We start from the raw sequence: 25410 nt of genomic DNA, 5'->3' as shown, positions 1-25410 counted from the left end.
GATCCGCCGCGACGATACCGGCTCCTCAGCCGTCTGCCATTCGGCGCGGAAGGGAGCCGTTTCCTTCGATTCCGGCGGGTGGCTCGGTCCCAGGCCCAGGGTGAATCGGTTCGCACCCACTGCGGGGACCGTGAGTGCCTGCGACGCCAGCGCGATCGGGTGCCGCGGATCTGAAGCAATCCGGCCGCATTCCGGTTGCCGTGTCATCCACTTGTTACACCGAGCTAACTCTCGCAGGGAAAACGGTCGATAACCTCGGCGCAATCCTGCCCACGTCAACGCTTTGATGACCCGACGCAAGGACTTGGCACCATGACTGCAACACCCGCGCAGACATATGACAACTCAGCTCTCGCTCATGAGGACGAGGGATACCACAAGGGGCTGCAGCCTCGGCAGCTGCAGATGATTGCCATCGGCGGCGCGATCGGTACCGGCCTGTTCCTCGGCGCGGGCGGGCGGCTGGCCAGTGCCGGACCCGGCCTGTTCCTGATCTACGCCGTGTGCGGCTTCTTCGTCTTCCTGATCCTGCGTGCGTTGGGCGAGCTGGTGCTGCACCGGCCGTCGTCGGGATCCTTCGTCTCCTATGCGCGCGAATTCCTCGGGGAGAAGGCCGCATTCGTCGCGGGCTGGATGTACTTCCTGAACTGGGCGATGACCGCGATCGTCGACGTCACCGCGATCGCCACCTATATGCACTACTGGGGTGCCTTCCGCGCCATCCCGCAGTGGACCATCGCGCTGATCGCGCTGGCGATCGTGCTCGGTACGAACCTCATATCGGTAAAACTGTTCGGCGAGTTGGAGTTCTGGGCAGCGCTGGTGAAAGTCGCCGCGCTGGTGACCTTTCTGATCGTGGGCACGGTGTTCCTGGCGGGCCGGTTCGATATCGAGGGGCAGAGCACCGGTTTCGGCGTCATCTCCGGATCCGGCGGGCTCTTCCCGACCGGAGTTTTCCCGTTGGTGATCGTCACCTCCGGTGTGGTGTTCGCCTATGCCGCAGTTGAACTCGTCGGCACTGCGGCGGGCGAAACGGAGAATCCCGCGAAGATCATGCCGCGCGCGATAAACTCGGTAATCGCCCGCATTGCCGTATTCTACGTCGGATCCCTTGTGCTGCTTGCTCTTCTGCTGCCATACACCGCTTACAAAGCGGGCGAGAGCCCCTTTGTCACCTTCTTCTCCAAGATCGGGTTCGGCGGCGCGGGCACGATCATGAACATCGTGGTGCTCACCGCCGCATTGTCGAGCCTGAATGCCGGGCTCTACTCGACCGGGCGGATCCTGCGGTCGATGGCGATGAACGGCAGCGCGCCCACGTTTACCGCGCGCATGTCACGCAACGGCGTTCCCTACGGCGGCATTCTGCTCACCGGCGCGATCACCCTCTTCGGTGTCGCACTCAATGCGATCGCGCCGGGGGAGGCGTTCGAGATCGTGCTGAACATGTCGGCCCTCGGCATTATCGCCTCCTGGGGTGCCATCGTCATCTGCCAGATCCAGTTGTACCGGTGGTCGCGCCGAGGGATCGTGAACCGGCCCGCCTTCCGACTGCCGGGCACCCCGTACACCGGCTACGCGACGCTCGCGTTCCTGTTCGGCGTCGTGGTCCTGATGGCATTCGACCACCCCATCGGCAGCTGGACGGTCGCCACCCTTGTCGTGATCGTGCCCGCGCTGATCATCGGCTGGTTCTTGGTTCGCAACCGGGTTATGGCCATTGCGCGCGAACGCATCGGCTACACCGGTGAATTCCCCGTCGTCGCAAACCGGCCGCTACCCGAGGAGGAATGACCTTCGCACAAGGGCACCTGGTCACCGGGTGCCCTTGCGCCACGCGGCGTCATGTCGATGTGTTCAGCTCCGCGTTCCGCTGAATGTCGTCAACGCCGGCTCGTCAGGGTCTTGTAGCCGGGATGGCATGAGCGGACGATCGTAGATGTAGCTATTACCGGGTCGGGGTCTCATCATCTTCGCTTAGCCAAGGAACGTTGAAATGACCACTAGGATTGCCGCGGCGATCGCCGCGATCGCCATCACTCTGTCCCTGGGCGCCATCGGCGCTCCTTCAGCGTCGGCCGCTCCAGTAGCACCCGTGCCGACCACCGAAACATTTGGTTCGGCGACTGTGTGCCTTACCGTCCCGCTGGGGTGGTTCGGTATCAGTTTCTGTATCTGAGATTGCCGGGAGGCGAGTAGTCGCGGACCGGCGAGCAGCTCGTCGGCCACGCTGCTGGTCCAGGGGAACATCGAGCGCGCTCAACGCAATGTTGGGCAGGCGCCGGTGGTTGCGCTGGCCTTGTGAACGCCGAGTCAGGTCGGCGGCCGGACGCCTCCTGTAGAACCTGTGAGGGACGGGTGATCGACCACGTATTACCTCGAGGACCGAGTGTGGTCGCGGTGGACTCTAGTCGGATTGCCATCATCGCCGAGGGCATCGAGCACGGAATCGTGGAACTGTTTGAGCGGGCCCGCATTCCGCGGAGTGATCGTGATCGGCGGAAAACAGGGCGCGCGGTGGCGGACGGCGTCGACGGCGGCCCAGCACACGGCCTCGGCGGCAGCCTCGGAGCCGTCGATACCGACGAGCACGGGGGATTGATGGCGTTGGCGGACAGTTGAATTCGTTGTCCTTCTGCGTGACTGCAGTGGTGCTTACTGCGGGTGGACGACCATGGCCGGGCAATGCGCGGTCTGCATGAGCGTATTGCTGGTGGAGCCGAGCAGTAGTCCGCGGAATCCGCCGCGACCCCGGCTGCCGAGCACGAGCAGCTGCGCGGACCTCGACCACTCGAGCAGCCCCCGACGCGGCCCCGACAGGTACACCTTGCGGATGACCTGCACGCCCGGGTACTTCTCCTGCCAGCCCGCGAGCTGTTCGGCGAGGATCGCCTGTCCGGCGGTCTCGGCGTGGGGGTCGGGGATGGTGTAGGGGAGTCCGGCGAAGCGGTCGTGGTACAGATCGCTCCAGGCGTGCACGGCGACGAGTTGGGTGTTGCGTTCGCTGGCTTCGGCGAACGCGGCCGCCACGGCGGTTTCGCTGACCGGTCCGCCGTCGGCGCCGACCACGACCGGGCCGACGCGCCGGGTCTGCTGTTCGGTGCCGGTGTCGCGCACCACCACGATCGGGCCGCGACCGTGGCTGGTGACCGCGAGCAGTGTCGACCCGAGATGGCTGAGGGTGCCGCCCGCACCCGTCGCGCCGATCGCGACCAGATGCGCGGTTTCGGACAGCTCGATCAACAGGCGTGCCGGATTGGCTTCGGAGACTTCGGTTTCCACGATCAGTGTGGGATCTACCTGATGAGCTAGGCGGCGTGCCGTGCGCACCATGTCCACGCCTGCGCAGCGGATCGCGTCGATTACCGGTGGCGTGATCACGTCGTAGATCCCGTAGACGGCCTCGGCGGCGGCGAGGTCGAGGCCGTGCACGATCCGCAGGCTGCGGCCGCGCTGTGACGCGGTCTCCGCGGCCCATCGGACAGCGAGGTCGGCGGCTTCCGATCCGTCGATACCGACCACTATTTCGGCCGAAGCCAGCCGGTGTGGATCATCGTGGTGCTGGGTGGTCATGGGCGGTGTCCCTTCAGGTCCGACAGATCAGCTACCTGAAGACTAGGAATCCGGGGCGGTTCGGCACGCCTGGCGTTGGTCCCGAACCGCGAGGCACAAAGGCCGCTCCTGTTGTGTCTGATTCGGTATGCGCGCGGCGCTGCGTTGTCACACTTGCGTGCCGCCTCCTGGCGTGACCGCGCATGCCGTAAAGGCAGCTCAGGGCAACGGTGCCGACCAGCGCAGTACCGTGCCGCTGTCCTCGCCTTTCGTGACACTGAAGCTACCGCCCGATTGTTCGGCGCGTGCCGCGAGGTTCGCCAATCCGCTCATGCGTGTGATGTCGTCGGGCACGCCGATGCCGTCGTCGGTTACCTCGATGGTGACGTCGTCGCGGACGCGGAGCTGGACCGAGATGGTTGTCGCATGCGCGTGCCGCACTGCGTTGCTCACCGCCTCGCGCAGTACCGCTTCGACGTCCTCGGACAGTGGGGGTGCCAGTACCGATACCGGGCCCGCGAGCCGAATCGTGGTGCGCAGCCCGCTTTCTCCGATCATGTCGGCGATGACGCCGTGCAGGCGCTTGCGCAGTGTCGGTGCGTCCGCGGTGGTGCTGCTGCTGTGCAGGTCGAAGATCGAGTGCCGGATGTCCTGCACGATCGACTGGATGTCCTGAATGGTGTCGGTGAGCCTGGATTTGATCTCGGGGACGCGGGCACGCTGGGCGGTGCCCTGCAGCGAGAGCCCGACCGCGAACAGTCGCTGGATGACGTGGTCGTGCAGATCGCGCGCGATCCGGTCGCGGTCGGAGAGTACGTCGAGTTCACGCATCCGCCGCTGCGTGGTCGCCTGCCGCAACGCCAGCGCGGCCTGGTCGGAGAAGGCGACCATCATCGATTGCCCGGCCGCGTCCAGCGGCTGGGTGCCGGTGGGCCGCACGGTCGCGAGCACACCGATGACGGCGTCCGCGGCCCGCAGCGGCAGGATCAGCGCCGGTCCGTATTTGGCCGGCTCGTCGAAGATCGGGCTGAAGTTCAGTTCGTCGACCGCGACGACCTGGCCGTATTGGAATGTTTCGCCGGAATGCGATTCGCTCATCGGGATGCGCTGTCCGAGCAGTTCCTCGGCGCCGACACCCGCGGCGGCGGCGACCACCAGTTCGGTGACGTCCTCAAAGGGGGTCTCGGGGTCTTCGGGCAGGGCGAGGAACGTGCAAGCCGACTGGGTGAGAGTCAGGGCCCGATCGGCGACCAAATCGAGTGCGGCGCCCGGTTCGCCGCCCGCGAGCAGTTCGGTAGCCACATCACGGTTGGCCTCGAGCCATTGCTGGCGGATCCGGGATTGTTCGTAGAGGCGGGCGTTGGCGATGGCGATGCCCGCGGCGGCGGCCAGGGCTTGGACCACGACCTCGTCGTCCTCGGTGAATTCCTGGCCGCCGGATTTCTCGGTGAGGTAGAGGTTGCCGAACACTTCGTCGCGGACCTTGACCGGAACGCCGAGGAAGGTGTGCATCGGCGGATGGTGGGCGGGGAAGCCGACCGAGGACGGATGGTTCGAAAGGTTGGTCAGCCGAATGGGTTTCGGCTGTTCGATGAGCAGGCCGAGCACACCGTGACCGCGCGGCAGATCGCCGATCATGACCCGGGTCCGGTCGTCGATGCCCTCGTAGACGAATTCGGCGAGCAGGTCGCTGGTCTTATCGGTTTCGCGCACGCCGAGTGCCCCGTATTCGGCGTCGACGAGTTCGATGGCGGTGTGCACGATCGAGCGCAGGGTGTTGTCGAGGTCGAGTCCGGCGGTCACCACCAGCATCGCCTCGATCAAACGGTCCATCTGATCGCGCACGCCCCGGATCTGCGCGATGCGGTCCTGGACCTCACCGAGCAACTCACGCAAACGCAGCTGCGACAGAGTTTCCGTCACCGGGATCCGGCCGGACAGGGCCGACTCGCCTTCCATACAAGCCATCTTTGCACGCGAGAGTATGCCTCAACGCAGCGTCGGATAGCGAAACCGCTGGTGATGCTCATTCCTGCTTCGTGGGCGCGTTGAGTTTCGAGGCGAGCACTGCGGCTTGGGTCCGTCGCTCGACGCCCAGTTTGGTCAACAGTCGGGAGACATAGTTCTTGACAGTCTTCTCCGCCAGGAACATCCGGCTCGCGATCTGCCGATTCGTCAGTCCCTCGCCCAGCAGATCGAGTAGCGTCCGTTCCTGTTCGGTGAGGGTCGCCAACGGCCCGGTCTTGGCCTCGGTTTCCTCGCGCAGCTTCGCCATGAGGGCGGCGGCCGCACGGTTGTCGAGCAGTGACTTGCCCGCGCCGACTTCGCGAATGGCCTCGACCAGTTCCAGAGTGCCGATGTCTTTGACCACGTATCCGCTGGCCCCGGCGAGAATGGCGTCGAGCATGGCCTGCTCGTCGGTGAACGAGGTGAGAATCAGGCAGTGCAGCTCGGGGTGCTGGTTGAGCAGTTCGCGGCAGAGCTCGATGCCGTTGCCATCCGGGAGTCGCACATCCAATACCACGACCTCCGGCCGCAATGCGGGGATGCGCGCCAACGCCTGAGATACGCTGCCCGCCTCACCGACCACATCGAGATCGGGCTCGGAGTCGATCAAATCCTTCACACCACGGCGCACGATCTGATGGTCATCGACCAAGAAGACACGTGTCATCAGGTCACCTCGCTCTACGATTATTTCAGCCTACTGAGCGATCAGGCTCGGCATGTCGGAGATAGGCGGGATCGGTGACGTAAGTCCCTTGATCTTGCGGCTCGGTCCGCAGCCATGCGCGCACGGCGGCGGCGGTGTGGTCCGGCGGCCAGGTCGTGTCGAGAGTGATCGCGTCCGGCCATGCGACGGTCGCGTCCGCGATGGCCACGGCGATGTCCGGTGTCGCATCGGATTCGCAGACCGCACGTTGGCGGATCCGACCACTGGCCACCGCGCGCGGGCAGACGCATCGCAGCTCGACCAGGTCGGCGTGTGCCTCTTCGGCGAGTGCGGCCGCGCGCTGTCGTTCGGTCGCATCGATCCAGCTCGCGTCGAGGATCACCGACACACCGGATCCCAGCAGTGCACGGGCCTTGCTCAGCATCTCGGCGTAGACGCGTGCCTTGCCCGCCGGTGCGTAGGCGCCGGCGCCGTAGGTGCCGATCGAGCCCGTCAGCTCGTGCCCGGCCAGCAGCTGCTTGCGCACATGGTCGCTGGCGATGACGACCGCGCCGGTGGCTATCGCGAGGTTGGTGGCCACGGTCGATTTTCCGGTGCCCGGCAGACCACCGACGAGTACCAGCCGTACCGCCGCCTGTTCGAGGTGGCGCACCGCGATCCTGTTCGCCAGCAACGGATTTCGGCCGTCGATGTAGCGCATCGCGAGTTCATCGATCCGCGCGAGTTGTGCTGGTTCGATGATATCGGCGGATTGTCCGGCGAGACTGTGCAGCAGCCGGCGCCAGCGGCGCCGCAGTTCCTCCGGCGTTCCGGCACGATCGATCTCCGGGCCGCGCCGTGCCGTGTGGTGGAACAGGGTCAGCACCTGGACCAGCGCGGACAGCTCCGATCCGCGCACGGTCGGGTCGGCCAGGATGTTGGACAGTCGCCGGTCGACGCCGGTGTGGGTTTCCCGCAGCTGCGCGGGAGCCGCCGCGCTCATAGCCGTGTTCCCTGCGCTCGGGCAGGTCCGACGAGTGTCATGGCCGCGGTGGCGCCGCCGTCGATGACGAATTCCGATCCGGTCGAGAAGGTGGCCTCGGTGACGATGAAACCGACCATCGCCGCGACCTCTTCCGGCTCACCGAAACGCTTGCCAAGGGTATGCGCGATGGCCGCGCCGATGCCGGGAGCGCCGCTGGTGACGACGGCGCTTCGGTCATGGAATTCGGGCATGGTGCCAACCTCCGTTATTGGTGACGCACGCAGGGGTTCACGCGATGCACTCAGGATTTCGTACCGAGCGCCGCGGCGTGATGGCCAAAGGTCATTGATGTGGCGGGACTTCCGGACCGTCCGGCGGATCGGGGTAAAAGCGGCGTCCGAAGTCCCGCAAGGAGGGGTCGTCCTGCTCTTACCGAGGTAACCGTGGCGGTGGGAACGTGAGTCGAGACGTAAGGGGAAGGACGATGACAATGGACCGCGGACTGCTCGATGATCACACCGTGAAGGCGGCGCTAGCGCTCGCGGTGCGGGCGCCTTCGGTTCACAACACCCAGCCGTGGCGGTGGCGGATCGGCGACCGCAGCGTGCACCTGTATATGGATCCGACCCGGGCGCTGCCCTCGACCGACTCCGATCAACGCGATCTCGTCTTGAGCTGTGGTGCGGCGCTGCATCATCTGCGGGTCGCGTTCGCGGCACTCGGCTGGTCGGCTGTGGTGCACCGGCTGCCGAATCCGGCGGAACCGAATCACCTGGCATCGATCGAACTAGTGCGGCATCGGCCGACTCCCTACGATATCGAGCTGAGCGCCGCGATCACCCGTAGACGGACCGATCGCCGGCATTTCACCTCGTGGCCGGTGCCGCCGGGATACCTCGGGCTGGTCACCGAGCGCGCAGCGATACTGGGGGCGATCGTGCGGCAGGCGACCGACCTGTCGCGGGACCGCCTGGTCGAGACGATGCGAGCGGCGGCGGAACGGCACGCGGGGGACCCGGGATATCGACCCGAGCTGGCCGAGTGGAGTGGCAGGCACGGGACGCCGGATGGTGTGCCCGCCAGGAACACTGCGCGATCCCGGTCCGAAGACGAGCTTCTGGCACGGGCGTTCGCCGGCCCACAGTGGGTCGACGAGTCGCACGAACCCGACTACGCCGAGCTGCTCGTGCTCGGCACCTCGGCCGACGATCGGCTCTCGCGACTGTGTGCAGGCGAGGCGTTGAGCGCGGTGCTATTGACCGCGACGAATGTCGGGTTGGCCACCTGTCTGATGACCGAACCGCTCGAAATCCCGACGTTGCGGCACCGGGTTCGCGTCGGTGTCCTCGACGACTACGGCTATCCCCAGGCCGTGATCAGAATCGGTTGGGCACCGACGAGCGCCGAACAGTTGCCCGTCACACCGCGCCGGGCGGTCGAGGACGTATTGGATCCCTTCGACACCACCGAGGTCACCGCCTGCTGAACGGGCGAGCTTGCCGAACATCGTTTCGTAGATGACCCGCGCCAGCATGTCGGTCTCCTCGTGCCGCGGAAACTGGGTGGAGGTGAATACCGCCAACGGGCGGACGGTGCCGTCGACCAGGGCCGAACCGACGCTTGCCGGAGGACCTTCGGACGTCGGGGGAGCCCCGGTGAGTTTCGGGCGTCGCATCGGGGTCCGCGGCGCACAATGCTGGAACGGTGCTGTGCAGGTGGACCTCACAGCGCTCGACGCGGTCGAACAACTCCGATCTGAGCTGGCGGCGCACGGCATCGTCTTCGCGATGGCGCGCATCGAACAAGATCTGCGCGACGATCTGGACGCCGCCGGACTGACCGACAAAATCGGCGACCAGCACCTCTACCCGACCCTGCCAACCGCGATCGAGGCCTTCCGGGCGGACCTTGATACAGGGTCGGATGACCCCCACGGTGTATGACTTTCTTCTCTGCCCGCGGACCGGACCGTGCGAGATGCTCGAAGTCGGTGGTAACGCCGTCGAAAGAGGTGATTCCCAGATGTCCGAGAGCGCCGCCGTCCCGATCCGCGACTTGTGGATACGCCTGGTCCGGCTGTGGCTGCCACAGCCGTGGAGTTCGAATGCGCTGATGCGTCGATCGGATCGATTCGGAGCGCTGCTGCGGATCGTCGTGGCGCTCGCTGTGGTCGCCGCCGTGCCGGTGGCGGGAGCGATCAGCGCCGCCGCCTACACTTCAGCGGCCGCCCGCATCCGGACCGAGCAGACGACGAAATCCGTGGTCAGCGCAACGATCACGACCCCGCCGCAATGGACTCCGGCCCGCCGTTTCGAGGCGACGGTGCAATGGAGCGAGAAAGGCCGAGCGGGCACCGCGATCGTCCCGGTGGCCCGTACCGCGGCCCTCGGCAAGCATGTGCCGGTGTGGCTCGCACCCGACGGCGCTCCCACATCCGCGCCACCACGCCCCGGTACGGCTGTACTGGCCGGTCTCGGTGCGAGCGTGACGGTGCTGGCCGGTGTCTGGTCGAGCGCATGGCTGCTGCTGCTCGGCGGGGGCCGGCTGCTGCATCGAGATCGGAACACCGGACGGGACCGGCAGTGGCGGCACCTCGGTAGCCCGGTCGGAGAGGAATGCACATGACAGGCGAATCCGCTGTGCATAGAACAGAACTCGACCAGCCGATCCTCGCGGCAGTCGACGGGTCGGCGAGCTCATACCAGGCCGCGGCCTGGGCGGCCGTCGAAGCCGCGCTGCACCGCAGGCCGCTACATATCCTCACCTCGGTAGCGATTCCCACCGGCTTCGGGCCGGGTGCGTTGCTGACCGAGGACGATACGGAGTCGCTGCGTCGAAGCGGCGAGCGCATAGTTACCGAGGCGACCAGCGTGGCGCGCACCGCCGCGCCGGGCGCGGACCTCGCCATCACCACCGAGGTGACGTTCGAGCTGATTCCGGCAACGCTGATCGAGCGCTCCGCGCATGCCAGGATGCTGGTGGTCGGCAGCCGAGGCGTCGGCGCGTTCCAGCGTGGGCTGCTCGGCTCGGTCAGTACTGCCGTGACCCATCACGCGCACTGCCCGGTCGCGGTGATCCATGGGATGTCGGCGATCGACGCGGTGTCGGCGATGCGGCCGGTGCTGGTCGGCGTCGAAGGCAGCGCCAACAGTGTGCCCGCTGTCGAAATCGCCTTCGAGGAGGCCTCCCGCCGCAAGGTCGATTTGATCGCCCTGCACGCCTGGAGCGACACCAGCGGAATCGACCTGCCCGTCGCGGGCCGGGATGCCGCGCACGACATCGCCGAGGCCCTGCTCTCGGAGAGCCTCGCAGGCTTCGGCGAACGCTATCCCGACGTAGCAGTGCACCGGATCACCGTGGCGGACAGGCCCGTTCGCGCACTGCTCGACCAATCCGGGACCGCCCAGCTGGTTGTCGTCGGCAGCCACGGCCGCGGCGGATTCTCGAGCATGCTGCTCGGATCGACCAGCAACTCCCTCCTGCATTCGGTGGAGGTCCCGATGATCGTGGTCCGCTTGCACTGATCGGGCTCGATGGTGCTGATCCGCATTCGACCTCGCGATCAGCATGCTATTTATCGGAGAGAAAGAAGTGTTGGCCCGCGCTGCGGATTCGGTGGCGCAATGATGTTCGGTATGGGCAAAACCATGCTGGGCGACGTTTCGACGCAGCCGGAGCGGATTACCCGGGTGCCGATATGAACACCGCGGCGCCGATCGCCAGGGTCGACAGAATCATCGAGGGAGCCCATCGCGTTTACTTCGGTAATCGTGCCGCTACCGATTGCCTCGAGGTAGGTGCGCGACGACTGCACGAACCGCTGCGAATCGCATTGGCCGGTGCCGTCAAGGCCGGAAAGTCGACGCTGCTCAACGCAATGGTCGGGCAAGACATCGCCCCTACCGACGCCACCGAGTGCACCCGCGTCGTGACCTGGTACCGGCACGGTGCCACGCCGACGGTTATCGCCCGGCTCGCGAGCGGCCAGTCGGAGTATGTGCCGATACAGCGAGCCGAGGGTGGTCTGACGTTCGACCTCGGCAGACATACGGCAGCGCAGGTCGATCGAATCGACGTCCACTGGCCAGTGCCCCGCCTCGCGCGCACAACGCTCATCGACACACCCGGAACCACGTCACTGTCGAGGGACGTGTCCGCGCGCACGCTGCGCCTGCTGACTCCGGACACCGGCTCCGCCGGAGCCGATGCGGTGGTCTATCTGTTTCGTTCGCTCGACGATTCCGACCTCGCACTGATTCGTCATATCGGGGACCACGTCGGCGGCAGCGCTGGTCCGCTCGGAATCGTCGGCGTCCTCTCGCGGGCAGACGAACTCGGTGCGGGCCATCCGGACGCAATGCAGTCTGCCCGCGCGGCGGCCGAAGACTTCACTCGCGAGTTGGAAATGACGGGCCTCTGTCAGGCAGCCGTACCGGTTGCGGGTTTGCTCGCCTTTACCGCGAAAACTCTTCGACAGAGCGAGTTCGTAGTCCTTCGCCTGCTTGCCACGGTTGCACCGGCCGACCTGGAATCGGCCATGCTCTCGGCCGATCGATTCCAGCGAGCCGACCATCTGCCGATTGATTCCTCGGCCCGACAGCATCTCGTCAGACGTCTGGGGCTATTCGGAATTCGCCTGACACTGACTCGATTACGGGCCGGTACCGCCAATTCGGCGGCGCTGGTCGACGAACTGATCGCACGCAGTGGTATCGGCGAACTCGAGCGCGTAATCGACATTCAGTTCGGCCAGCGTGCGGACGAACTGAAGGCACATACCGCTCTGCTGATGCTGCGGCAGATATTCGCCGCCAACCCGGCCGCGCAGGCCGCGCCGCTCGACCGGGAAGTCGCGACACTGCTCGCGAATGTGCACGGCTTCGAAGAACTCCGTCTTCTCAGTCGGCTCCGCTCGACCGAGACGGTGTTGTCCGAACACGAACTCACCGACTTACAACGGGTGATCGGCGGTCGCGGAACCGGACCGGCCGAACGCTTGGGAATCGAACCGTTCGCGGTCGCCGGTGTGGGCCAGGACGTCGCATTGGCGGAAATCAGACGATGGCGATTCCGTGCCGAGCACCCACTCGCGGATCAGTTCACAGCCAACGCCTGCATTGTGGCGGCACGCAGCGCCGAAGGCATCCTGAGCGAGTTGCGGCGGGGTGTTCGATAGAACCAACTCATGAAACATGCCTGGTGGGGTATGGGAGTGGGGTGGGGGTGGTCACGGCTGGTGGAGCCGGATCGTGCACCTGCTCGTTTACCGCGGGCTGCGGCTCGGTCTTCGGCACGCTGTGCGCGGCAATGCCAACAATTGCCGCTGCGAGCGTAGCAATCGCCGCCGCGGCAAGAAATGCTCGTTTACGACGCCGACTGCCGACCTTTTCGCCACCTCCGGTTGATCCCGGCGCCACCGTATTCGCGGGTGCGACGACCACCGGCGGCTTGCTCGCGACCGGGTCGGTGGAGGGAGGCGGTTCGGGAGCTTGCGGTGCGGTAGCGGATGTCGGTGCCGACATCGATGGCGGCGGCACCGGCACCGATGTGGTGGCACGCACCGAAGAACGTGCGAGCAGAGCGGCGCCATTCGCCGATGTGAGGCCAGGATCGGGTTCCGCTATCACCGGTACGTGGAACTCCGCGGACAACACCTCGGCGACGAGCGGGGTTGCCGCCGCACCACCGGCCAACACCACCGCTCGCACATCACGAGCATCGATTTCGTTGGTGTGCAAGGCTTCTCGGACAAGTCCGGCTGACCCGACAACCTGCTCTCTGATCAGGTCCTCGAGTTCGGAGCGGACAAGTCGCACATCGTGACGCACGCGTCCCAGCTCCACCTCGACCACCGCGGCCGTTTCGGTGGAGAGTGTCTCCTTGGCCTGCTGGCAGCGCCGTCGCAATTCGTTGAGCGGCGCAAGCAGAGCAGGGGCCGCGAGATCGACGTCTCCGAGTTCCCCATCCAGACCTCGGAGAACTTGCCGCAAAATGGCGTCATCGATGTGCTTACCACCGAATTCCGAGTTCCGGACGGTCCTGCCGATCTGTTCGGTACCGCGGGCCACCGAAACGCTGAGGCCGTTGCCGCCGAGGTCGTACACCACGACGGCGCCGTCCGATGGCAGCCCACGTGTGGACTCGACTTGAGCGAGGATCGATCCAACCTCGTCCACGAGTGCCACACCGGTCATGTCCATCTGGTCGAGCGCCTCGCGAAGCGCCCGCACGCCCTGTGGTTTCCAGTAGCTGGGATAGGTCGCCGCGATTGTGGGAGGTCCGGCGAACGCACCGGCCGAATACCGGGTCAGGTACTGGACGGCGCGGGCGACGAGATCCGCCGGTCGATGGGCGGAACCGTCCGCGGCGATGAGATCGATCGGGTCACCGACGCGGTCCACGAACCCGGTGACCACCAGTCCCGGGTGCACCGGACCGGCGCCGCTGCCGAGCGGAGACAGTGTCGGCGCCATGCCTCGGGTCATGATCAACGTCGCTTGGTGCTGGGTCGTCCGGAGACGTCGGGCGTATCGCCCGGAACCTGCGGTCGTCGCGGACGCCGCATCAGCTGCAGTGACGAAACCGGCCGTGCCGATCTTGATGCCAAGACTTCCGGACATACACACCTCTCGGTTGAACTCGTTCTTACTCGCGCATATAAATCTCGTTCACATTCGGATTGTCGGCCAGCTCCCCAAGTGCTGAACCAGACCACCTGACGGGGTGAGGTTCGTTCACCCAAGGTGGAACCAGGGACATCGCTGCAGCGGTGGCAGCGACGACTACATTCCCTGCGAATGCACAGCCCGCAGGCGGGTGGCACCCTCCCGAATCTTGGCCAGCGCGGCCAAATTCTGCTCGACCTCGGCGGCACGCTTTTCCCGCTCGGCGAACTCCATGCCGGCTGCGTCCTGTGCTGCCTTCATCGAACTCTGTAGCGACGCCAACGCCTGATCAGCAGATTCCTTGAAGTGATCGCGCAGCTCCCGCTGCATGTTCCGGAGGCGGTCACGGGAGAGCTTGTGCACCTGGAAGGACACGTCGTCGACGTACTTTCGGAGCGTGAGCTGAGCTACGTTGCGGCGGCGCGCCAGTCGTCCGGCGCGGTCCTGCTGGTAGGCCTTCACGCCGATGACGACTCCGGCGCCGATCGTGATCGGGTTCATCATCGCCGCGCCGATCATGGTGGCGCCCATGCCGAGCATCATCGCGCCGCTGTAGCCACTGCGAAGCGCGGTCAGGCCCCGGTCCGCCAGCGAAACCTTCATATCGCGCAGTTCGCCGATCTGCAGCCGAGGGTCGATGAGGTCGCCCGCGCAGATGGCCTCGAGCGCGGGAAGATCGATACCGATGCCGTCCACGGCGAACGATGCCGCCACCCGCTCGGCCAGTGCCTGAGCCGACTGATACGCCCAGACGAAATTGTCGCCGACCGCTGCGCTCACCTGTTCCTGCACCCACTCGGTCAGTAGCGGCCATTTCTTGTCCGGATCGCCGTCCGCGAGCTCGGACTCGATGTGCTTGTTGATGCTCCGCAGCCGTTCCCGAAGGTCATGGTCGATCTCCGAATTGAGGTCCGCGACACCGTCGTTCAATACTTGTTGCCACGATCGCGCCGACTTGACCTGCGCGTCCGACATCTCTTTGCGAGCCTTCACCTCGTCGGCCATTCGTTGGCGGAACTCAGGGTCGCGCAAGGCATTGAATTCCGCCTCGAACGGCACGGTCAGATGGTGCGCGACAGACTCGAGATCCCGCGCTATGCGGACGCGCCGCTTGGTTGCGACGTCGGCGAGTCCCTCGGTGCGCAGGAACGCAAGTAGGTCGGGATAGCCGGATTCGGCATTGAGTTCCTTGTCGCGCAGGCGCACCGCGTGGCTGCGCAGCGTCGACGAAACCGGAATGATTCGGCATCCCACCCCGGCATCGGCGAGGTGGCGCCGGTCGGCGTCCGCGATTCGGCGCCATTCGGGGTAGATATCGACCTTGGTCAACGCAACGACGGCCGTCGGGCACAGCCCGATCACCTGCCGCACGAACCGAAATTCGGGTTCGGTGAACTCCTGGCCGGCATCGGTGACGATGACGACGGCATCGGCCAGCGCCACCTCGTTCAATACTCGCGGGGCATGCTGCTGGCCGACGCCGCCGACACCGGGGGTGTCGATGAGGGCCAGACCCTTCGGCAGCGTCGCGGTATCGACGCCGACCTCCGCGCACACCACCTGGCCGCCTCGCGCGCGCGGGGACTTCGCCAGATCGGACTGCAGTTCACCGAATGGTAGTAGAGCTGCGACGGGAGTTTCGGCGTGCGGCATCTCGACGACCAGCTTCGCGACCGGTTCGTCCGCGTGCCGGACGACGGTGACCACCGAGGTGGCTCGACGGTCACCGACTACGCAGACCTGCTCGTTCAGCAGGGCGTTGATCAGCTGGCTCTTGCCCTTCTGGCGCAATCCGACAACAGCGACCCGCAGGGCAGCGTCGGCGGATCGGCGTCGCACGGATTGGAGGGTACCGAGCAGGTCTTCCCGGTGCGCCGACTGTGCGAGTCGGATCAACCAATCGAACAGGGGCGGGACGGCAGCGGCCGATTCGCCCGTCGGTAGTTGATCGGCTCGCATGCTCAGAACATGTCCATGGCGTCGGCGATGGTGTCACCGATATCGGCCAAGGGTCCCTCGGAAAACATGTCTTCCGTCCCAGCGCCCATGCCGAGGCCGTCGGAACCCGTGTTGTAGAGGTCATCGGGCGGCAGGCCGTCGTCCATGGACATCTCGTCGATCGGTTGCTGGTCGATGGGCTGTTGCTGATCGGCAGGTGCCTGCTGGTCCATGGGCGGCTGCTGGTCCATGGGGAACTGTAGGTCGATCGGTTGCTGGTCGATGGGCTGTTGCTGATCGGCAGGTGCCTGCTGGTCCATGGGCGGCTGTTGGTCCATGGGGAACTGCGGGTCGATCGGTTGCTGGTCGACGGGTGCTTGCTGATCGGCAGGTGTCTGCTGATCGATGGGCGGCTGTTGGTCCATGGGGAACTGCAGGTCGATCGGTTGCTGGTCGACGGGTGCCTGCTGATCGACAGGCTGTTGCTGATCCACAGGTGGTTGCTGCTGATCCACCGGTTGCTGGTCAACCGGCAGCTCGAGGCCGGGAATTTCGATCGGCCCCTGCGGCTGTTCGAGACCGGGAATCCCGCCCAGCTGATTCATGATGTCGTCGAATCCCTGGCTCAGCTGTGCCGTCGTATCCTGCGGATCCGTCGTGGCGCCACCGCAACCCGCGGCTCCGCCAAGCTGGTTCATGATGTCTTCGAATGGGTTTTCCTGTGACAATTTTCGCCCTCCATGGGTCTCTGTCGTCGAATTGTGGATGGGCCAATCCACGTCTGGACTTCCCGGTACCAATGGCTCGTGATCTATGGTCCGGGCATACGACGGCAGGAAATAGACACCTGAGGTGGAGCAAACCCACACCCTTGGAGGCGGGCATTCGCCCCCGAAGGTGAGCGCTGTGGCCGCCTGCGACGTCAACCGCGTCCATTGTCGTAGAGACAGCGGGAAGACGACTCGCCTAGCGCGTAGGGGTGGTGGAATGCGTTTGGGTAGTCGAAGAAGGTGTCGCACTCGGGGTATTGCCAGCGGTGGCGGGGACGCCGAGGCCGGTCTCGATATAGGGCTTCAAAAGGGTCTCCCACGCGGCCTTCATTCGGTTGTACTCATCGGGACACCCGGCAGCACGCTGATATGGCAGGAACCCCTTCTTCTCTGGCTCACCCGGTTTGTTCACCAGCGCGTCCAGCACGTTGGGTTGGGAGCCGTAGGCCCAGCACTCCAGGTTGTAGGCGCGTACCTGACTCAACGAGTGTTCGTCGGCGAAGGTGCGCGCATCGAGACTTGCCGGATCATCGGAGACGTCGAACCAGAAGTCGGCCGCCGCGGCCACGCTACCGGCACCGAGGGGACCGGGGATGGTCAATAGGACCAGGGCGCCGAGCTGGTCCGCGGAGTCCTCTTCACGTCCTGTCGCGGGGAGCGAATACAGGTTGATCGCCATGTGTGCGGACTCGTGGAAGGTGATCATGCGAGTTACGCCGTCGAAGTAAAGGTTGAAAATGTCAGTAGTTCCCATGTAATTCGCATTCGCAGGATCCGCAGCCTGCATCTTCGCGTATCTCTCGGCGACCGCGAACATCTCGTAACAGAGGATCAGCGACTGGTTCTTCGGGTCCCAGTACGCGTTGAACTCGCCACATTCCTTGGCGATGACGGGAATGTCCTTGGGTAGCTTGTACATCGTCTCGAGGGCATCAGTAAGCTCTTCGAGGATCTTGTTGTCTTGAATGGCCTGCTTGCCTTCTTTGGCAAGGTCCGAAGCCATCGCACGCTCGTACTTGGGCACGAACTTTCCGGTGTCCGCCACCTTGCTCGAAGTTGCGGCGCTTGTCGTCCCCTGCGACGCCGGCTTTCCGTCTTTATCCGATGAACATGCTGTGGTCGCCGCAGCCAATATGGCTACCGCCCCGGCCCATCGACACCATGTGGGAATCATTGCAATACGCCTCTCCAGCTCGCAGGGCGCCCGCTACGCGATGATTGCTAGATGGTAGCAAGACTGGGTGCTCGGCATGATGGGTTTTCCTTCGTGCCGCCGAGGCTTCGCGTTGAACCCGGGCGTTCACCGAGGTGATCGGCAATCCGGTATGTCACGTACGCCCCGGCTGTCGTTCGCAGATCTGTTTTCTCGGTCGTGCCGACAGGCGGATACGTTGTTGCTGCCGCGTAACCGAATGGCGGGCGCCGCCGCGCTCGCGGCTAGTGTCCCTTGCAGTAGGTGTTCAGCGCAGGCATATGGCCAGTGCCGCGGCGCAGCGGGCGAGCAGCCAGATGTCGGTGAATCGGCGCACCCACGGCGGGCTGGTGCGTACTTCCAAGAAGTACTCGATGATGAGTCGACTTGTGCAGCGATGATCGAGTACCTGGCCGGTTGACGACGTGATTCCAGACCGCCATCGGTGATCCAGAACAGCGAATCGGCCCACGACCAGCGCCGACTGATCCGAACCCGAGGCGCCGAGATCAATGCAGCGATCGACGCCGCGCTGCCCGATACGACGTGCGAAAACCGTAGATATAACAGCCGGATTCGCGTAGGCGTATGTCCAGACCGGTGAAGTCGGAGTCGCTGGAGATGAGCGTGAACACGCGAATGGTGGTGATGTGCAACGGATCTACCGCGTCGATCATCCGCACGAACTGTGTATGTGTTCGATCGCGGAGTCCGGTTATCGTGCATCTGTCTGGTGCCGGTGGATGATGTGCGTGGTCGGCGCGGCCGGTTCGGAGATGTCGCGTAATGCACGGGGCCAGCCGCAGGGATCTATCGGAGGTGCATGTGCCACAACGTCTTTGGGCTGGTTAGAGTGGCATGGACACGCCATGATCTGCATGATTCGATACCATCGAAGCTACCCGGCTGAGGCTGTGGTGACGTCAAAATTGGCCGATACCAACATCTTCCGCGTGGTGATGGTGTCAAATTGCCATGGATCGGCGGTGTTGTAGATGACCGATGTAACCAGTCAGGAGTGCACGCGTGCCACGTGAAATCGATTCGGCTGTCTTCCCGCATCTGGATGCGGACTTGGACCGCGTCCGTGACGTTCTCGGACCCGTTCGACTAGAAGGCAGGCCCGAACTGACCGCACTCACAGACGAAGGGCCCGACACCTCTCGCCGCCTGGTGCGTCCCACTTTGACCCTATTGTCGTACTACCTACTCACCGATCCCGCCGTCCCGGCCGAGGACCGGGTGGTGCGCGCCGCTGCCGCCGTCGAGTTGCTGCATCTGGGCTCGCTCTACCACGACGACGTCGTCGATCATGCGTATGAGCGTCGAGGCCGCCCCAGTGCGAACGTGGTGTGGGGCTCGCATATGGCCGTATTGGGTGGGGACTCCGTGATGCTCACGAGCGTGCGGATGCTGGCCGAACTCGGCCGGCGTGAAGTTCTCGCGGGGGCGATCGCGGGTGAGCAGATGTGTGCGGGCATGGTGATCGAGGCCGCCGACCTCTACGTGGCCTCGCGCAGCGAGCAGTCCTATCTGGACTCGATCGACGGCAAGACAGCGGCGGTGCTCTCGCTGGCATGCCGGGTGGGCGCGATGCAGGCCGACCGGCCCGAGGACGAAGAAGAGGCGTTGGCCCAGTTCGGTCGACAGTTCGGGCTGGCCTACCAGCTGTATGACGATATCCTCGATCTGACCTCGACCGCCGAAGAAATGGGCAAGCCCATCAATGCGGATCTGCCCGAGGGCATCTACACACTTCCCGTGATCCGTGCGGCTGCTCGCGACCGGGACCTTGCCAACCTGCTGCGCAGAGCGATGACGAGTGAGCAAGCCGCCCGTGCCCGCGAACTCGTCATCGCCTCCGGCGCCGTGGACGAAGCACGGGCGAGAGCCGATGAATTCCTGGACCAGGCTGACGGTCAGCTCGCCGCTGTGCCCGTTGACCCGAGCGTCCGCCACGCGATGACCGCCTACGTCCGGTCCATACTCGATCGGCGAACTCCTGGTCCCGCGGTCCTCCGGCAGCCGGTACGGCCATCCGGAGCCCACGGTGGTGGGCTCCCGCCGCAGCTCGCGCAATGGTTGCGGAGCTGGCTGGTGGACACCGGCCTTGCCCGCACTCCTGCCGAGGCCGACTACCACCGGTGGACAGGAGCGATCCGGATCCCGGCACAAACTTTGGCCCCAGCAGCGGACGCGGCCCGTGAACAGACCGCCTACGGCATGGCCGTGCTGGTCCTTGCGTGGGACGACCTCTTCGAGGATCCGCAGCTGAGGGATCCGGAAGCCGTGACCGCGCTGAGGCGTGGCATGGTGGCAATGCTGCGCCAGGACCCGGAGAGACCGTGGAGGTCAGGGGCGATCCCGACGGCCTGGGCGAGTTTGTGGCCGCGCCTGCGCGAGGGCCGAACCACCCGCTGGCAGGAGCGATTCCTCGACGGCATCGAGGAGTGGTTCGAAGCCGCCGAACGCGAAGCGCACCATCGTATCAACGGCTACATCCCCGCCACGGCCGACTATCTGCCGCTGCGGATGTCGACCAGTGGGATCGAAACCGCCATCGCCTGCATGGAGGTGTACCAGGACCGGGAACTGCCGTCGAAGGTGCGCAACCACCCTGTGATCCGCCGTCTCGAGGAACTGGCCTTCTGGGTGACCTTCGTGGAGAACGACCTGGTGGGGTTGGATCAGGACGAGGCAGACCACGTCCCCTACAACCTGGTGCGGGCGGTCCGTCACGAGACCGGCTGCACCCGCCGCGAAGCCGTCGAGCAGGTGCAGCGCCAAGTGGCGGATCAGCGCGCCCAGCTCGAGGCGGTGATCCACTATGTCCCCGCGCTCCTGCGCGTGCTTCCCGGCCTGTCGGGCCGGGGGAAGGACTACGCGGAGATGTACGTGAACATAGCGAGCGTGGGGCTCTGGGGGCGTGAGAGCGATCGGTACGAGCAAACCTCCGCTTCGGCAGCGCCGGACTTGGAACGCTTGCGCCGTGAGATCTATTACTACCCGGCCGCCGAACCGGCTCCTACCGCGTCGTAAGCCGCCGCAGTCGGCAAAGCAGGGTGTGTCCCGCGCGATCCACCGTGGTGGTCGCGCGGGACACCCTCTCAGTGCTTCGCCGGCTGTCCGGACCTCGTCAATCCTGGGATACGAGGTCCGGGGAGGCGGATCCACATCGTGGGTCGAAGGGACGAGCGGGTGTGCAGATGGAAAGCGACCAGCCCGAGCAGGGTGCTCGCGGTGAACCAGGCCAGTTGCATAGCGAAACCCGCGAATGGAGTGGTGTCGGAGAAACTGGCCGCGGTCGAAGCTTGCATGGCCCCGTAGGAGGGCAGCCAGCGCACGAATTCGCTGTCCGCTCCAGCGCTGGCGATGGGGTTCTGCACGGCCATGTCGAAGCAGCTGATCATCGCGATGGCGAACATGCCCTCCACATCGCGGCGCAGTAGCGCACCGAGGGCGACACCCAGCGCCCCGTAGGTCATTGCCGCTCCGAAAAGCGCCGCAGCGAGCAGGACAGGCTGCCGAGGCGACCAGTAGCAGCAGATGACAGCGGTGGCGTATGCGCTGACCATCACCGAGGCCACCACCAGGCAGGCGATCTTCGCCAGACCCAGCGCAACCCGGGGATATCCGGCCATCGACAGTCGCCGGTCGAATGCTCCGCTGCTGAAAGTCGCCGCGAACATCATGAACCCGATGATCAGGCAGACCGCCATCAGGGCGCCGCTGATCTGAGCGAGTTCATTGCCGTTGGCGCGCAACACCAGACCGGTGTCTCGAAGCCGGAACGGCACCTGAATGTCGGTGACGGCCACGCGCACCAGAGTGATCAATATGGGGAGGAAGACAGCCACCAACAGCATGGCGAATCGGTTACGGGCATGCTCGATGAGGCCGTAGCGCGTGGCGATCAGGAACAGTCGTACACCCTCGCTCATCCGGCCTTCTCCTGTCTGCTGTGTAGGACACCGTCGTGTAACCGCCACACCTGATCCAGCTTGTCGGTGTCGTGGGCCAGATGCGAGACAACCAGAACCGACCGTCCGGTGTCACGGAACTCTGCGACCAGATCCCAGAAACGTAGGTACGTCTCCCAGTCGAAACCCTGGTACGGCTCGTCGAGCAGCAGAACCTGCGGATCGTGCATCACCGCCAGCGTCAGGTTGAGCTTCTGCCGCGTACCGCCGCTCAGCGTCGCCACCCGCTCATCGGCATAGTCGGCGAAACGCAAGATCTCCATGGTCTCCTCGGCCCGCCGCAGGTCCGGGATCGCATAGGCCGCGGCGAAGAAGTCCAGGTGCTGACGAACCGTGAACGCGTCGTTCAACACCACCTGCTGCGGGCAGTAACCGAACCGCCCACTGTGTCGGACCACCCCCCGGTCCGGACGCAGCCCTCCGGAGAGGACCTTCAACAACGTCGACTTGCCCACCCCGTTCTCACCGACGATTCCCACCAGCGCCCCCGCAGGCAGCACGATGTCGATGCCACGCAGCACCGACCGCCTGCCATATGAATGGTGGACGTCCTCCACTTCCATCGACGCCCCTTTCCTGCCGCCGACGTAGTGACCGGCTGCCGCCCGAATGCTACCAACAAACGACGAAAACCCGTGCCGGGACGGTCAATTCGCGGCTCGGTGTGTTTCGGACCCAGACCATCCCAACACTCGGCCACACGGTGGTCGAAATAGGATGCGACGACTGGCAGTTCAACGCGGTTCGCCGCGCTGAAATCGAACCGGGACCACGCGCTGCTGCCATTCTGGGTGCCCACCGGCGCCCGCACCGAGGAACTGTTGTCCGCGCGCCCGGGCGACGAGGCCCTGGCCCGCAGCTGATCGCGGTGCCCCGCAAGGGATCTCGTGAGGTTCAGCAGCTGCCGGCCTCCCCGGATGTGTTCGTCTGGCTGCGGCTCTACCAGGAGGAGAGTTGGCGCAAGGACGCACCCCGCGGCCGCCGGCACCCGTTGTGGTTCACCCGCCGCGTGCTCGCCCACCGCATCCGCCGGACCAAACGGGACAGCACCCATGCCGGAACCCCCTGCGCCGGGCTACCGTCCCCGGGTCCCTCGACGTCGTCCGAGCACGGGGCCCGCATACTCGATCCGCGCTGGCTCAAGCCTTCTCGGCGCGGATCGAATAGGTGAGAGGGATGCGCGGAGTGCCCTCAGGATGCCGGTAGATGTCGCCGTCGTGGCGCTCGAGCGACTGGCGTTGGAGGTAGAAGGTGTGGTCGTGCTCGTGCAGGAACTGGATCCGTAGCCCAGCTCCAGCGATCGCCGAGACAACGGTCGACAGACTGTGCCGCCACTCGACGGTCTCGTTGTGCTCGGTCATCGCTGCCTCGTCGGCGTAGGTGCCGGAGCCTCCCGAGGCTTCCGGACCTTCATCGAAGTAGTCGTGCGTGACCGTGCTTCCGGTCTCGTCGTCGAGGACGAAGCTGAAGGGATGGAACCCCGCCACGTCGTAGAGGGCCGCGCCCAGATGAATGGGCACTCGCTCGTCCCAGTACGCCTTGTTCAACTCCCGCCAGCGCCCTCCCCGGTCACCCATGAATCCGGACGATACACGGGGCGGACTGGCGCACTACGCTGCCGGACTCGCCAACCATTCGGTGGTCAGCAGCAGCTCGACTGGCTCTCGAAATCCAACTCCGGATGCGCGTGCGGGGACGGCTCCGGACGCGTCGACCGGATTTCGAACCGGCGGTACAGCGGGCGGGTGAACTTCGGCGGGTGCTGCGGCCGGACCGGGCGGTTGTCCTGTCGCGGCTGCGTCCCACCGGTGATCGGCTCTACGGCGGCAGCTGCTTCCGTGGCACGATGGGTGCTCCAGGTTGCTTGCGACCGAAGCTGAGGAGCGGCGATGCGCTGGGTGTGGTTGATCATCGGGGTACTGCTCGTGTTGATGGGTGGTCTGTGGACGCTGCAGGGGCTGAACCTGCTTGGGCAGACCGGTGGTATGAACGGGCAGGCGATGTGGGTCGTCATCGGCCTGATCGTGGTCGTCGTAGGTCTTTTCCTGGCGGGTGTCGGTCTGCGGAGGCGGTAGTCGGCGGGCCGGCCTCGTCCGGCTACCCGACCTGCACGGACACCGATGGATAGCCGGACGCACCGTCGGGGACCACGTCCTTTCTCTCAGCGGTCTGCACGGCACCGGTACCGTCGGTCGCGCGGGCGCGCACAGTGTGTGGCCCGGGCGTCGCGTCCCACTGATAGACCCATTGCCGCCACGTGTCGATCGAGTACTCCTCGGACAGTTGCGCGGGCTGCCAATCCTCGTTGTCCACCTGGACCTCGACCGCTGTCACACCTCGACGCTGAGCCCAGGCAATGCCGGCGATCGCGACCGGGCCGGTCGATAGTTTCGTCGATGATTTCGGCGTATCGATTCTGGCTTCGGTCTTGATCGGCCCTTGGGTCGACCAGCCGCGCCGAGCCCAATAACCGCGCGCCCGATCGAATCTGGTCACCTCGAGATCGATCACCCATTTGGTTGCCGAGAGGTATCCGTAGAGCCCGGGTACGACGAGGCGGACCGGATAGCCGTGGGGTACAGGCAACGGTTCCCCGTTCATCCCGATCGCCAGCAGCGCATCACGGCCGTCGGTCAGTGCCGTCAGCGGGGTTCCGGCGGTGAAGTCGTCGATGCTGGTGGACAGGACCATATCGGCGCCCGAGCGCACGCCTGCCTCCGCCAGCAGATCGGCGACCCGATAGCCGAGCCACCGCGCGTTGCCGGTCAGGTCGCCGCCGACGGGATTCGACACGCAGGTCAAGGTGAATATCCGCTCGATCGGCGTGCGTTCGGCCAGATCGGCGTAGGAGAGGGTGACTTCGCGGTCGACCATGCCGTGGATGCGCAAGTTCCAGTCATCGGTCGAGAGTTGCGGCACGGTCAACGCGGTATCGATCCGGTAGAAGCTGGAATTCGAAGTGATGAATGGTGTCAGCCCGGCAACCCGCAGTTCGGCGGCGGCCGGAACGGGCGCCGCCGGGTCGGCCGGGGCGGGCAGGCGGACCGCCGCCCGATTTGCGGACACGTCGTTGGCGCGCGCGGCGAGTTGTCGTCCGGTCAATCCGGTCACCAGCGCGAGCACTCCGACACCGACCACTCCGCCGAGGAGCCGGCGCCGTGCCGGCTGCTCCGATGGGGGCGCAGCGTTGGCCGATTCGGTAGCGGCAGCGCTCTTTTCGCGCGATGCCCGCCGGGGTTTCGCGGGCGGGGCCGCGTCGACGCGTCGGATCAGCATCCGCAGCGCGAACAATCCGACAACGCTGCCGAGTAGCGTCGGCAGGGCGTAGGTCCACGACGCGTTCGCCCTGGTGCATGCGGCGATCACTCCTGCGATGCCGAAGGCGACGAACAGCGCCGACCCGAGTGGCCGAGTGGTCCGCTCGAGCAATCCGGCGAACGCGGCGACGCCGATCGCCACCAGGAACATCGCCGCGTACAGCAAGACCTTGTCGTTGGTGCCGAAGGTGCCGATGACCCATTCACGAAGATGCTGCGGTGTGGAATCGATGACAACGGAGCCGAAAGCGTTGAACGGCGCGCTATTCGGTCCGATCGGGACCGATATCAGCTCGGCTACACCGAGGGCCGCCCCGGCGGACACGATCCCGCTCGATGCGCGCAGATTTGCCATCGA

General features: G+C 65.4%; 22 protein-coding genes and 1 pseudogene. 9 read left to right on the top strand and 14 right to left on the bottom strand.

Annotated features, from left to right (window positions below):
* The first annotated feature begins 312 nt into the window (after positions 1-312).
* Together OG874_RS15550 and OG874_RS15545 are read left to right on the top strand one after the other, a co-directional pair.
* Complete coding sequence (locus OG874_RS15550) at positions 313-1794, top strand: amino acid permease (protein WP_330255852.1); 1482 nt, start codon at positions 313-315, stop codon at positions 1792-1794.
* A gap of 606 nt (positions 1795-2400) precedes the next feature.
* The gene (locus OG874_RS15545) at positions 2401-2622 is read left to right on the top strand and encodes a hypothetical protein (RefSeq protein WP_330255851.1); all 222 of its coding nucleotides are present in this window, start codon (positions 2401-2403) and stop codon (positions 2620-2622) included.
* 33 nt (positions 2623-2655) lie between these two features.
* Here the strand turns inward: OG874_RS15545 and OG874_RS15540 are convergent, their stop codons facing one another.
* From OG874_RS15540 to OG874_RS15520, 5 genes are all read right to left on the bottom strand, one after another.
* Positions 2656-3573 carry a universal stress protein gene (locus OG874_RS15540; protein WP_330255850.1) on the bottom strand — a complete coding sequence of 306 codons (918 nt, stop codon included), beginning with the start codon at positions 3571-3573 and terminating at the stop codon, positions 2656-2658.
* A 198-nt stretch (positions 3574-3771) separates the two neighbouring features.
* Positions 3772-5511, bottom strand: a complete 1740-nt coding sequence (locus tag OG874_RS15535) for a sensor histidine kinase (protein ID WP_330255849.1) — start codon at positions 5509-5511, stop codon at positions 3772-3774.
* Positions 5512-5578: 67 nt separating this feature from the next.
* Positions 5579-6226 (bottom strand): response regulator transcription factor, encoded by a 648-nt coding sequence (locus tag OG874_RS15530; protein ID WP_330255848.1) that lies wholly within the window; start codon positions 6224-6226, stop codon positions 5579-5581.
* A 25-nt stretch (positions 6227-6251) separates the two neighbouring features.
* Complete coding sequence (locus OG874_RS15525; RefSeq protein ID WP_330255847.1) at positions 6252-7208, bottom strand: AAA family ATPase; 957 nt, start codon at positions 7206-7208, stop codon at positions 6252-6254.
* The gene (locus OG874_RS15520; protein WP_330257715.1) at positions 7205-7441 is read right to left on the bottom strand and encodes a hypothetical protein; all 237 of its coding nucleotides are present in this window, start codon (positions 7439-7441) and stop codon (positions 7205-7207) included. The genes OG874_RS15525 and OG874_RS15520 overlap by 4 nt, the downstream gene beginning before the upstream one ends.
* Positions 7442-7680: 239 nt before the next feature.
* On the opposite strand from OG874_RS15520, the gene OG874_RS15515 reads away from it, so the two are divergent.
* From OG874_RS15515 to OG874_RS15495, 5 genes and pseudogenes are all read left to right on the top strand, one after another.
* The gene (locus OG874_RS15515) at positions 7681-8676 is read left to right on the top strand and encodes an Acg family FMN-binding oxidoreductase (protein ID WP_330257300.1); all 996 of its coding nucleotides are present in this window, start codon (positions 7681-7683) and stop codon (positions 8674-8676) included.
* A gap of 223 nt (positions 8677-8899) precedes the next feature.
* Positions 8900-9133 (top strand): annotated as a pseudogene (locus OG874_RS15510) (STAS domain-containing protein); the annotation flags it as partial.
* A gap of 79 nt (positions 9134-9212) precedes the next feature.
* Complete coding sequence (locus OG874_RS15505) at positions 9213-9815, top strand: Rv1733c family protein (RefSeq protein WP_330255846.1); 603 nt, start codon at positions 9213-9215, stop codon at positions 9813-9815.
* A complete protein-coding gene (locus tag OG874_RS15500) occupies positions 9812-10714 on the top strand; it encodes a universal stress protein (protein ID WP_330255845.1) in 903 nt (300 codons plus the stop codon). The genes OG874_RS15505 and OG874_RS15500 overlap by 4 nt, the downstream gene beginning before the upstream one ends.
* Positions 10715-10887: 173 nt before the next feature.
* On the top strand, positions 10888-12366 hold the full coding sequence (locus OG874_RS15495; RefSeq protein WP_330255844.1) for a dynamin family protein: 1479 nt from the start codon (positions 10888-10890) through the stop codon (positions 12364-12366).
* Positions 12367-12373: 7 nt separating this feature from the next.
* On the opposite strand, the gene OG874_RS15490 is transcribed toward OG874_RS15495, so the two are convergent.
* From OG874_RS15490 to OG874_RS15470, 5 genes are all read right to left on the bottom strand, one after another.
* Entirely contained in the window at positions 12374-13663 is a 1290-nt protein-coding gene (locus OG874_RS15490; protein WP_330255843.1) for an Hsp70 family protein, read from the bottom strand.
* 309 nt (positions 13664-13972) lie between these two features.
* Positions 13973-15694 (bottom strand): dynamin family protein, encoded by a 1722-nt coding sequence (locus OG874_RS15485; protein ID WP_330255842.1) that lies wholly within the window; start codon positions 15692-15694, stop codon positions 13973-13975.
* A 122-nt stretch (positions 15695-15816) separates the two neighbouring features.
* The gene (locus tag OG874_RS15480) at positions 15817-16719 is read right to left on the bottom strand and encodes a hypothetical protein (RefSeq protein ID WP_330255841.1); all 903 of its coding nucleotides are present in this window, start codon (positions 16717-16719) and stop codon (positions 15817-15819) included.
* A gap of 40 nt (positions 16720-16759) precedes the next feature.
* Complete coding sequence (locus tag OG874_RS15475; protein WP_330255840.1) at positions 16760-17737, bottom strand: DUF4344 domain-containing metallopeptidase; 978 nt, start codon at positions 17735-17737, stop codon at positions 16760-16762.
* A 527-nt stretch (positions 17738-18264) separates the two neighbouring features.
* Positions 18265-18432, bottom strand: a complete 168-nt coding sequence (locus tag OG874_RS15470; protein WP_330255839.1) for an NYN domain-containing protein — start codon at positions 18430-18432, stop codon at positions 18265-18267.
* A gap of 349 nt (positions 18433-18781) precedes the next feature.
* Between OG874_RS15470 and OG874_RS15465 the strand changes: the two genes are divergently transcribed.
* Positions 18782-20794, top strand: a complete 2013-nt coding sequence (locus OG874_RS15465; RefSeq protein ID WP_330255838.1) for a polyprenyl synthetase family protein — start codon at positions 18782-18784, stop codon at positions 20792-20794.
* Between the two features lie 68 nt (positions 20795-20862).
* On the opposite strand, the gene OG874_RS15460 is transcribed toward OG874_RS15465, so the two are convergent.
* The 3 genes from OG874_RS15460 to OG874_RS15450 form a co-directional block, all read right to left on the bottom strand.
* Positions 20863-21696 (bottom strand): hypothetical protein, encoded by an 834-nt coding sequence (locus OG874_RS15460; protein WP_330255837.1) that lies wholly within the window; start codon positions 21694-21696, stop codon positions 20863-20865.
* Entirely contained in the window at positions 21693-22298 is a 606-nt protein-coding gene (locus OG874_RS15455; protein ID WP_330255836.1) for an ABC transporter ATP-binding protein, read from the bottom strand. The genes OG874_RS15460 and OG874_RS15455 overlap by 4 nt, the downstream gene beginning before the upstream one ends.
* A gap of 576 nt (positions 22299-22874) precedes the next feature.
* Positions 22875-23312, bottom strand: a complete 438-nt coding sequence (locus OG874_RS15450) for a hypothetical protein (RefSeq protein WP_330255835.1) — start codon at positions 23310-23312, stop codon at positions 22875-22877.
* Between the two features lie 312 nt (positions 23313-23624).
* Between OG874_RS15450 and OG874_RS15445 the strand changes: the two genes are divergently transcribed.
* A complete protein-coding gene (locus tag OG874_RS15445; RefSeq protein WP_330255834.1) occupies positions 23625-23810 on the top strand; it encodes a hypothetical protein in 186 nt (61 codons plus the stop codon).
* A 22-nt stretch (positions 23811-23832) separates the two neighbouring features.
* Here the strand turns inward: OG874_RS15445 and OG874_RS15440 are convergent, their stop codons facing one another.
* Positions 23833-25407: a molybdopterin-dependent oxidoreductase gene (locus OG874_RS15440; RefSeq protein ID WP_330255833.1), complete on the bottom strand. Its 1575-nt coding sequence runs from the start codon at positions 25405-25407 to the stop codon at positions 23833-23835.
* Between the last annotated feature and the right edge of the window lie 3 nt (positions 25408-25410).

This window comes from Nocardia sp. NBC_00565 (assembly GCF_036345915.1).
Taxonomy (GTDB): domain Bacteria; phylum Actinomycetota; class Actinomycetes; order Mycobacteriales; family Mycobacteriaceae; genus Nocardia.
The sequence above is the reverse complement of the archived record's forward strand: the minus strand, read 5'-3'. Positions and strand labels throughout refer to the sequence as shown.

Bases quoted from the DNA above. Each gene is read 5' to 3' on its own strand.
- OG874_RS15440 (WP_330255833.1), bottom strand. From the start codon at position 25,407: ATGGCAAATCTGCGCGCATCGAGCGGGATCGTGTCCGCCGGGGCGGCC.
- OG874_RS15450 (WP_330255835.1), bottom strand. From the start codon at position 23,312: ATGGGTGACCGGGGAGGGCGCTGGCGGGAGTTGAACAAGGCGTACTGG.
- OG874_RS15505 (WP_330255846.1), top strand. From the start codon at position 9,213: ATGTCCGAGAGCGCCGCCGTCCCGATCCGCGACTTGTGGATACGCCTG.
- OG874_RS15530 (WP_330255848.1), bottom strand. From the start codon at position 6,226: ATGACACGTGTCTTCTTGGTCGATGACCATCAGATCGTGCGCCGTGGT.
- OG874_RS15500 (WP_330255845.1), top strand. From the start codon at position 9,812: ATGACAGGCGAATCCGCTGTGCATAGAACAGAACTCGACCAGCCGATC.
- OG874_RS15540 (WP_330255850.1), bottom strand. From the start codon at position 3,573: ATGACCACCCAGCACCACGATGATCCACACCGGCTGGCTTCGGCCGAA.
- OG874_RS15520 (WP_330257715.1), bottom strand. From the start codon at position 7,441: ATGCCCGAATTCCATGACCGAAGCGCCGTCGTCACCAGCGGCGCTCCC.
- OG874_RS15460 (WP_330255837.1), bottom strand. From the start codon at position 21,696: ATGAGCGAGGGTGTACGACTGTTCCTGATCGCCACGCGCTACGGCCTC.
- OG874_RS15550 (WP_330255852.1), top strand. From the start codon at position 313: ATGACTGCAACACCCGCGCAGACATATGACAACTCAGCTCTCGCTCAT.
- OG874_RS15495 (WP_330255844.1), top strand. From the start codon at position 10,888: ATGAACACCGCGGCGCCGATCGCCAGGGTCGACAGAATCATCGAGGGA.
- OG874_RS15475 (WP_330255840.1), bottom strand. From the start codon at position 17,737: ATGATTCCCACATGGTGTCGATGGGCCGGGGCGGTAGCCATATTGGCT.
- OG874_RS15470 (WP_330255839.1), bottom strand. From the start codon at position 18,432: ATGATCGACGCGGTAGATCCGTTGCACATCACCACCATTCGCGTGTTC.
- OG874_RS15515 (WP_330257300.1), top strand. From the start codon at position 7,681: ATGGACCGCGGACTGCTCGATGATCACACCGTGAAGGCGGCGCTAGCG.
- OG874_RS15525 (WP_330255847.1), bottom strand. From the start codon at position 7,208: ATGAGCGCGGCGGCTCCCGCGCAGCTGCGGGAAACCCACACCGGCGTC.
- OG874_RS15445 (WP_330255834.1), top strand. From the start codon at position 23,625: ATGCGCTGGGTGTGGTTGATCATCGGGGTACTGCTCGTGTTGATGGGT.
- OG874_RS15490 (WP_330255843.1), bottom strand. From the start codon at position 13,663: ATGGCGCCGACACTGTCTCCGCTCGGCAGCGGCGCCGGTCCGGTGCAC.
- OG874_RS15535 (WP_330255849.1), bottom strand. From the start codon at position 5,511: ATGGAAGGCGAGTCGGCCCTGTCCGGCCGGATCCCGGTGACGGAAACT.
- OG874_RS15455 (WP_330255836.1), bottom strand. From the start codon at position 22,298: ATGGAAGTGGAGGACGTCCACCATTCATATGGCAGGCGGTCGGTGCTG.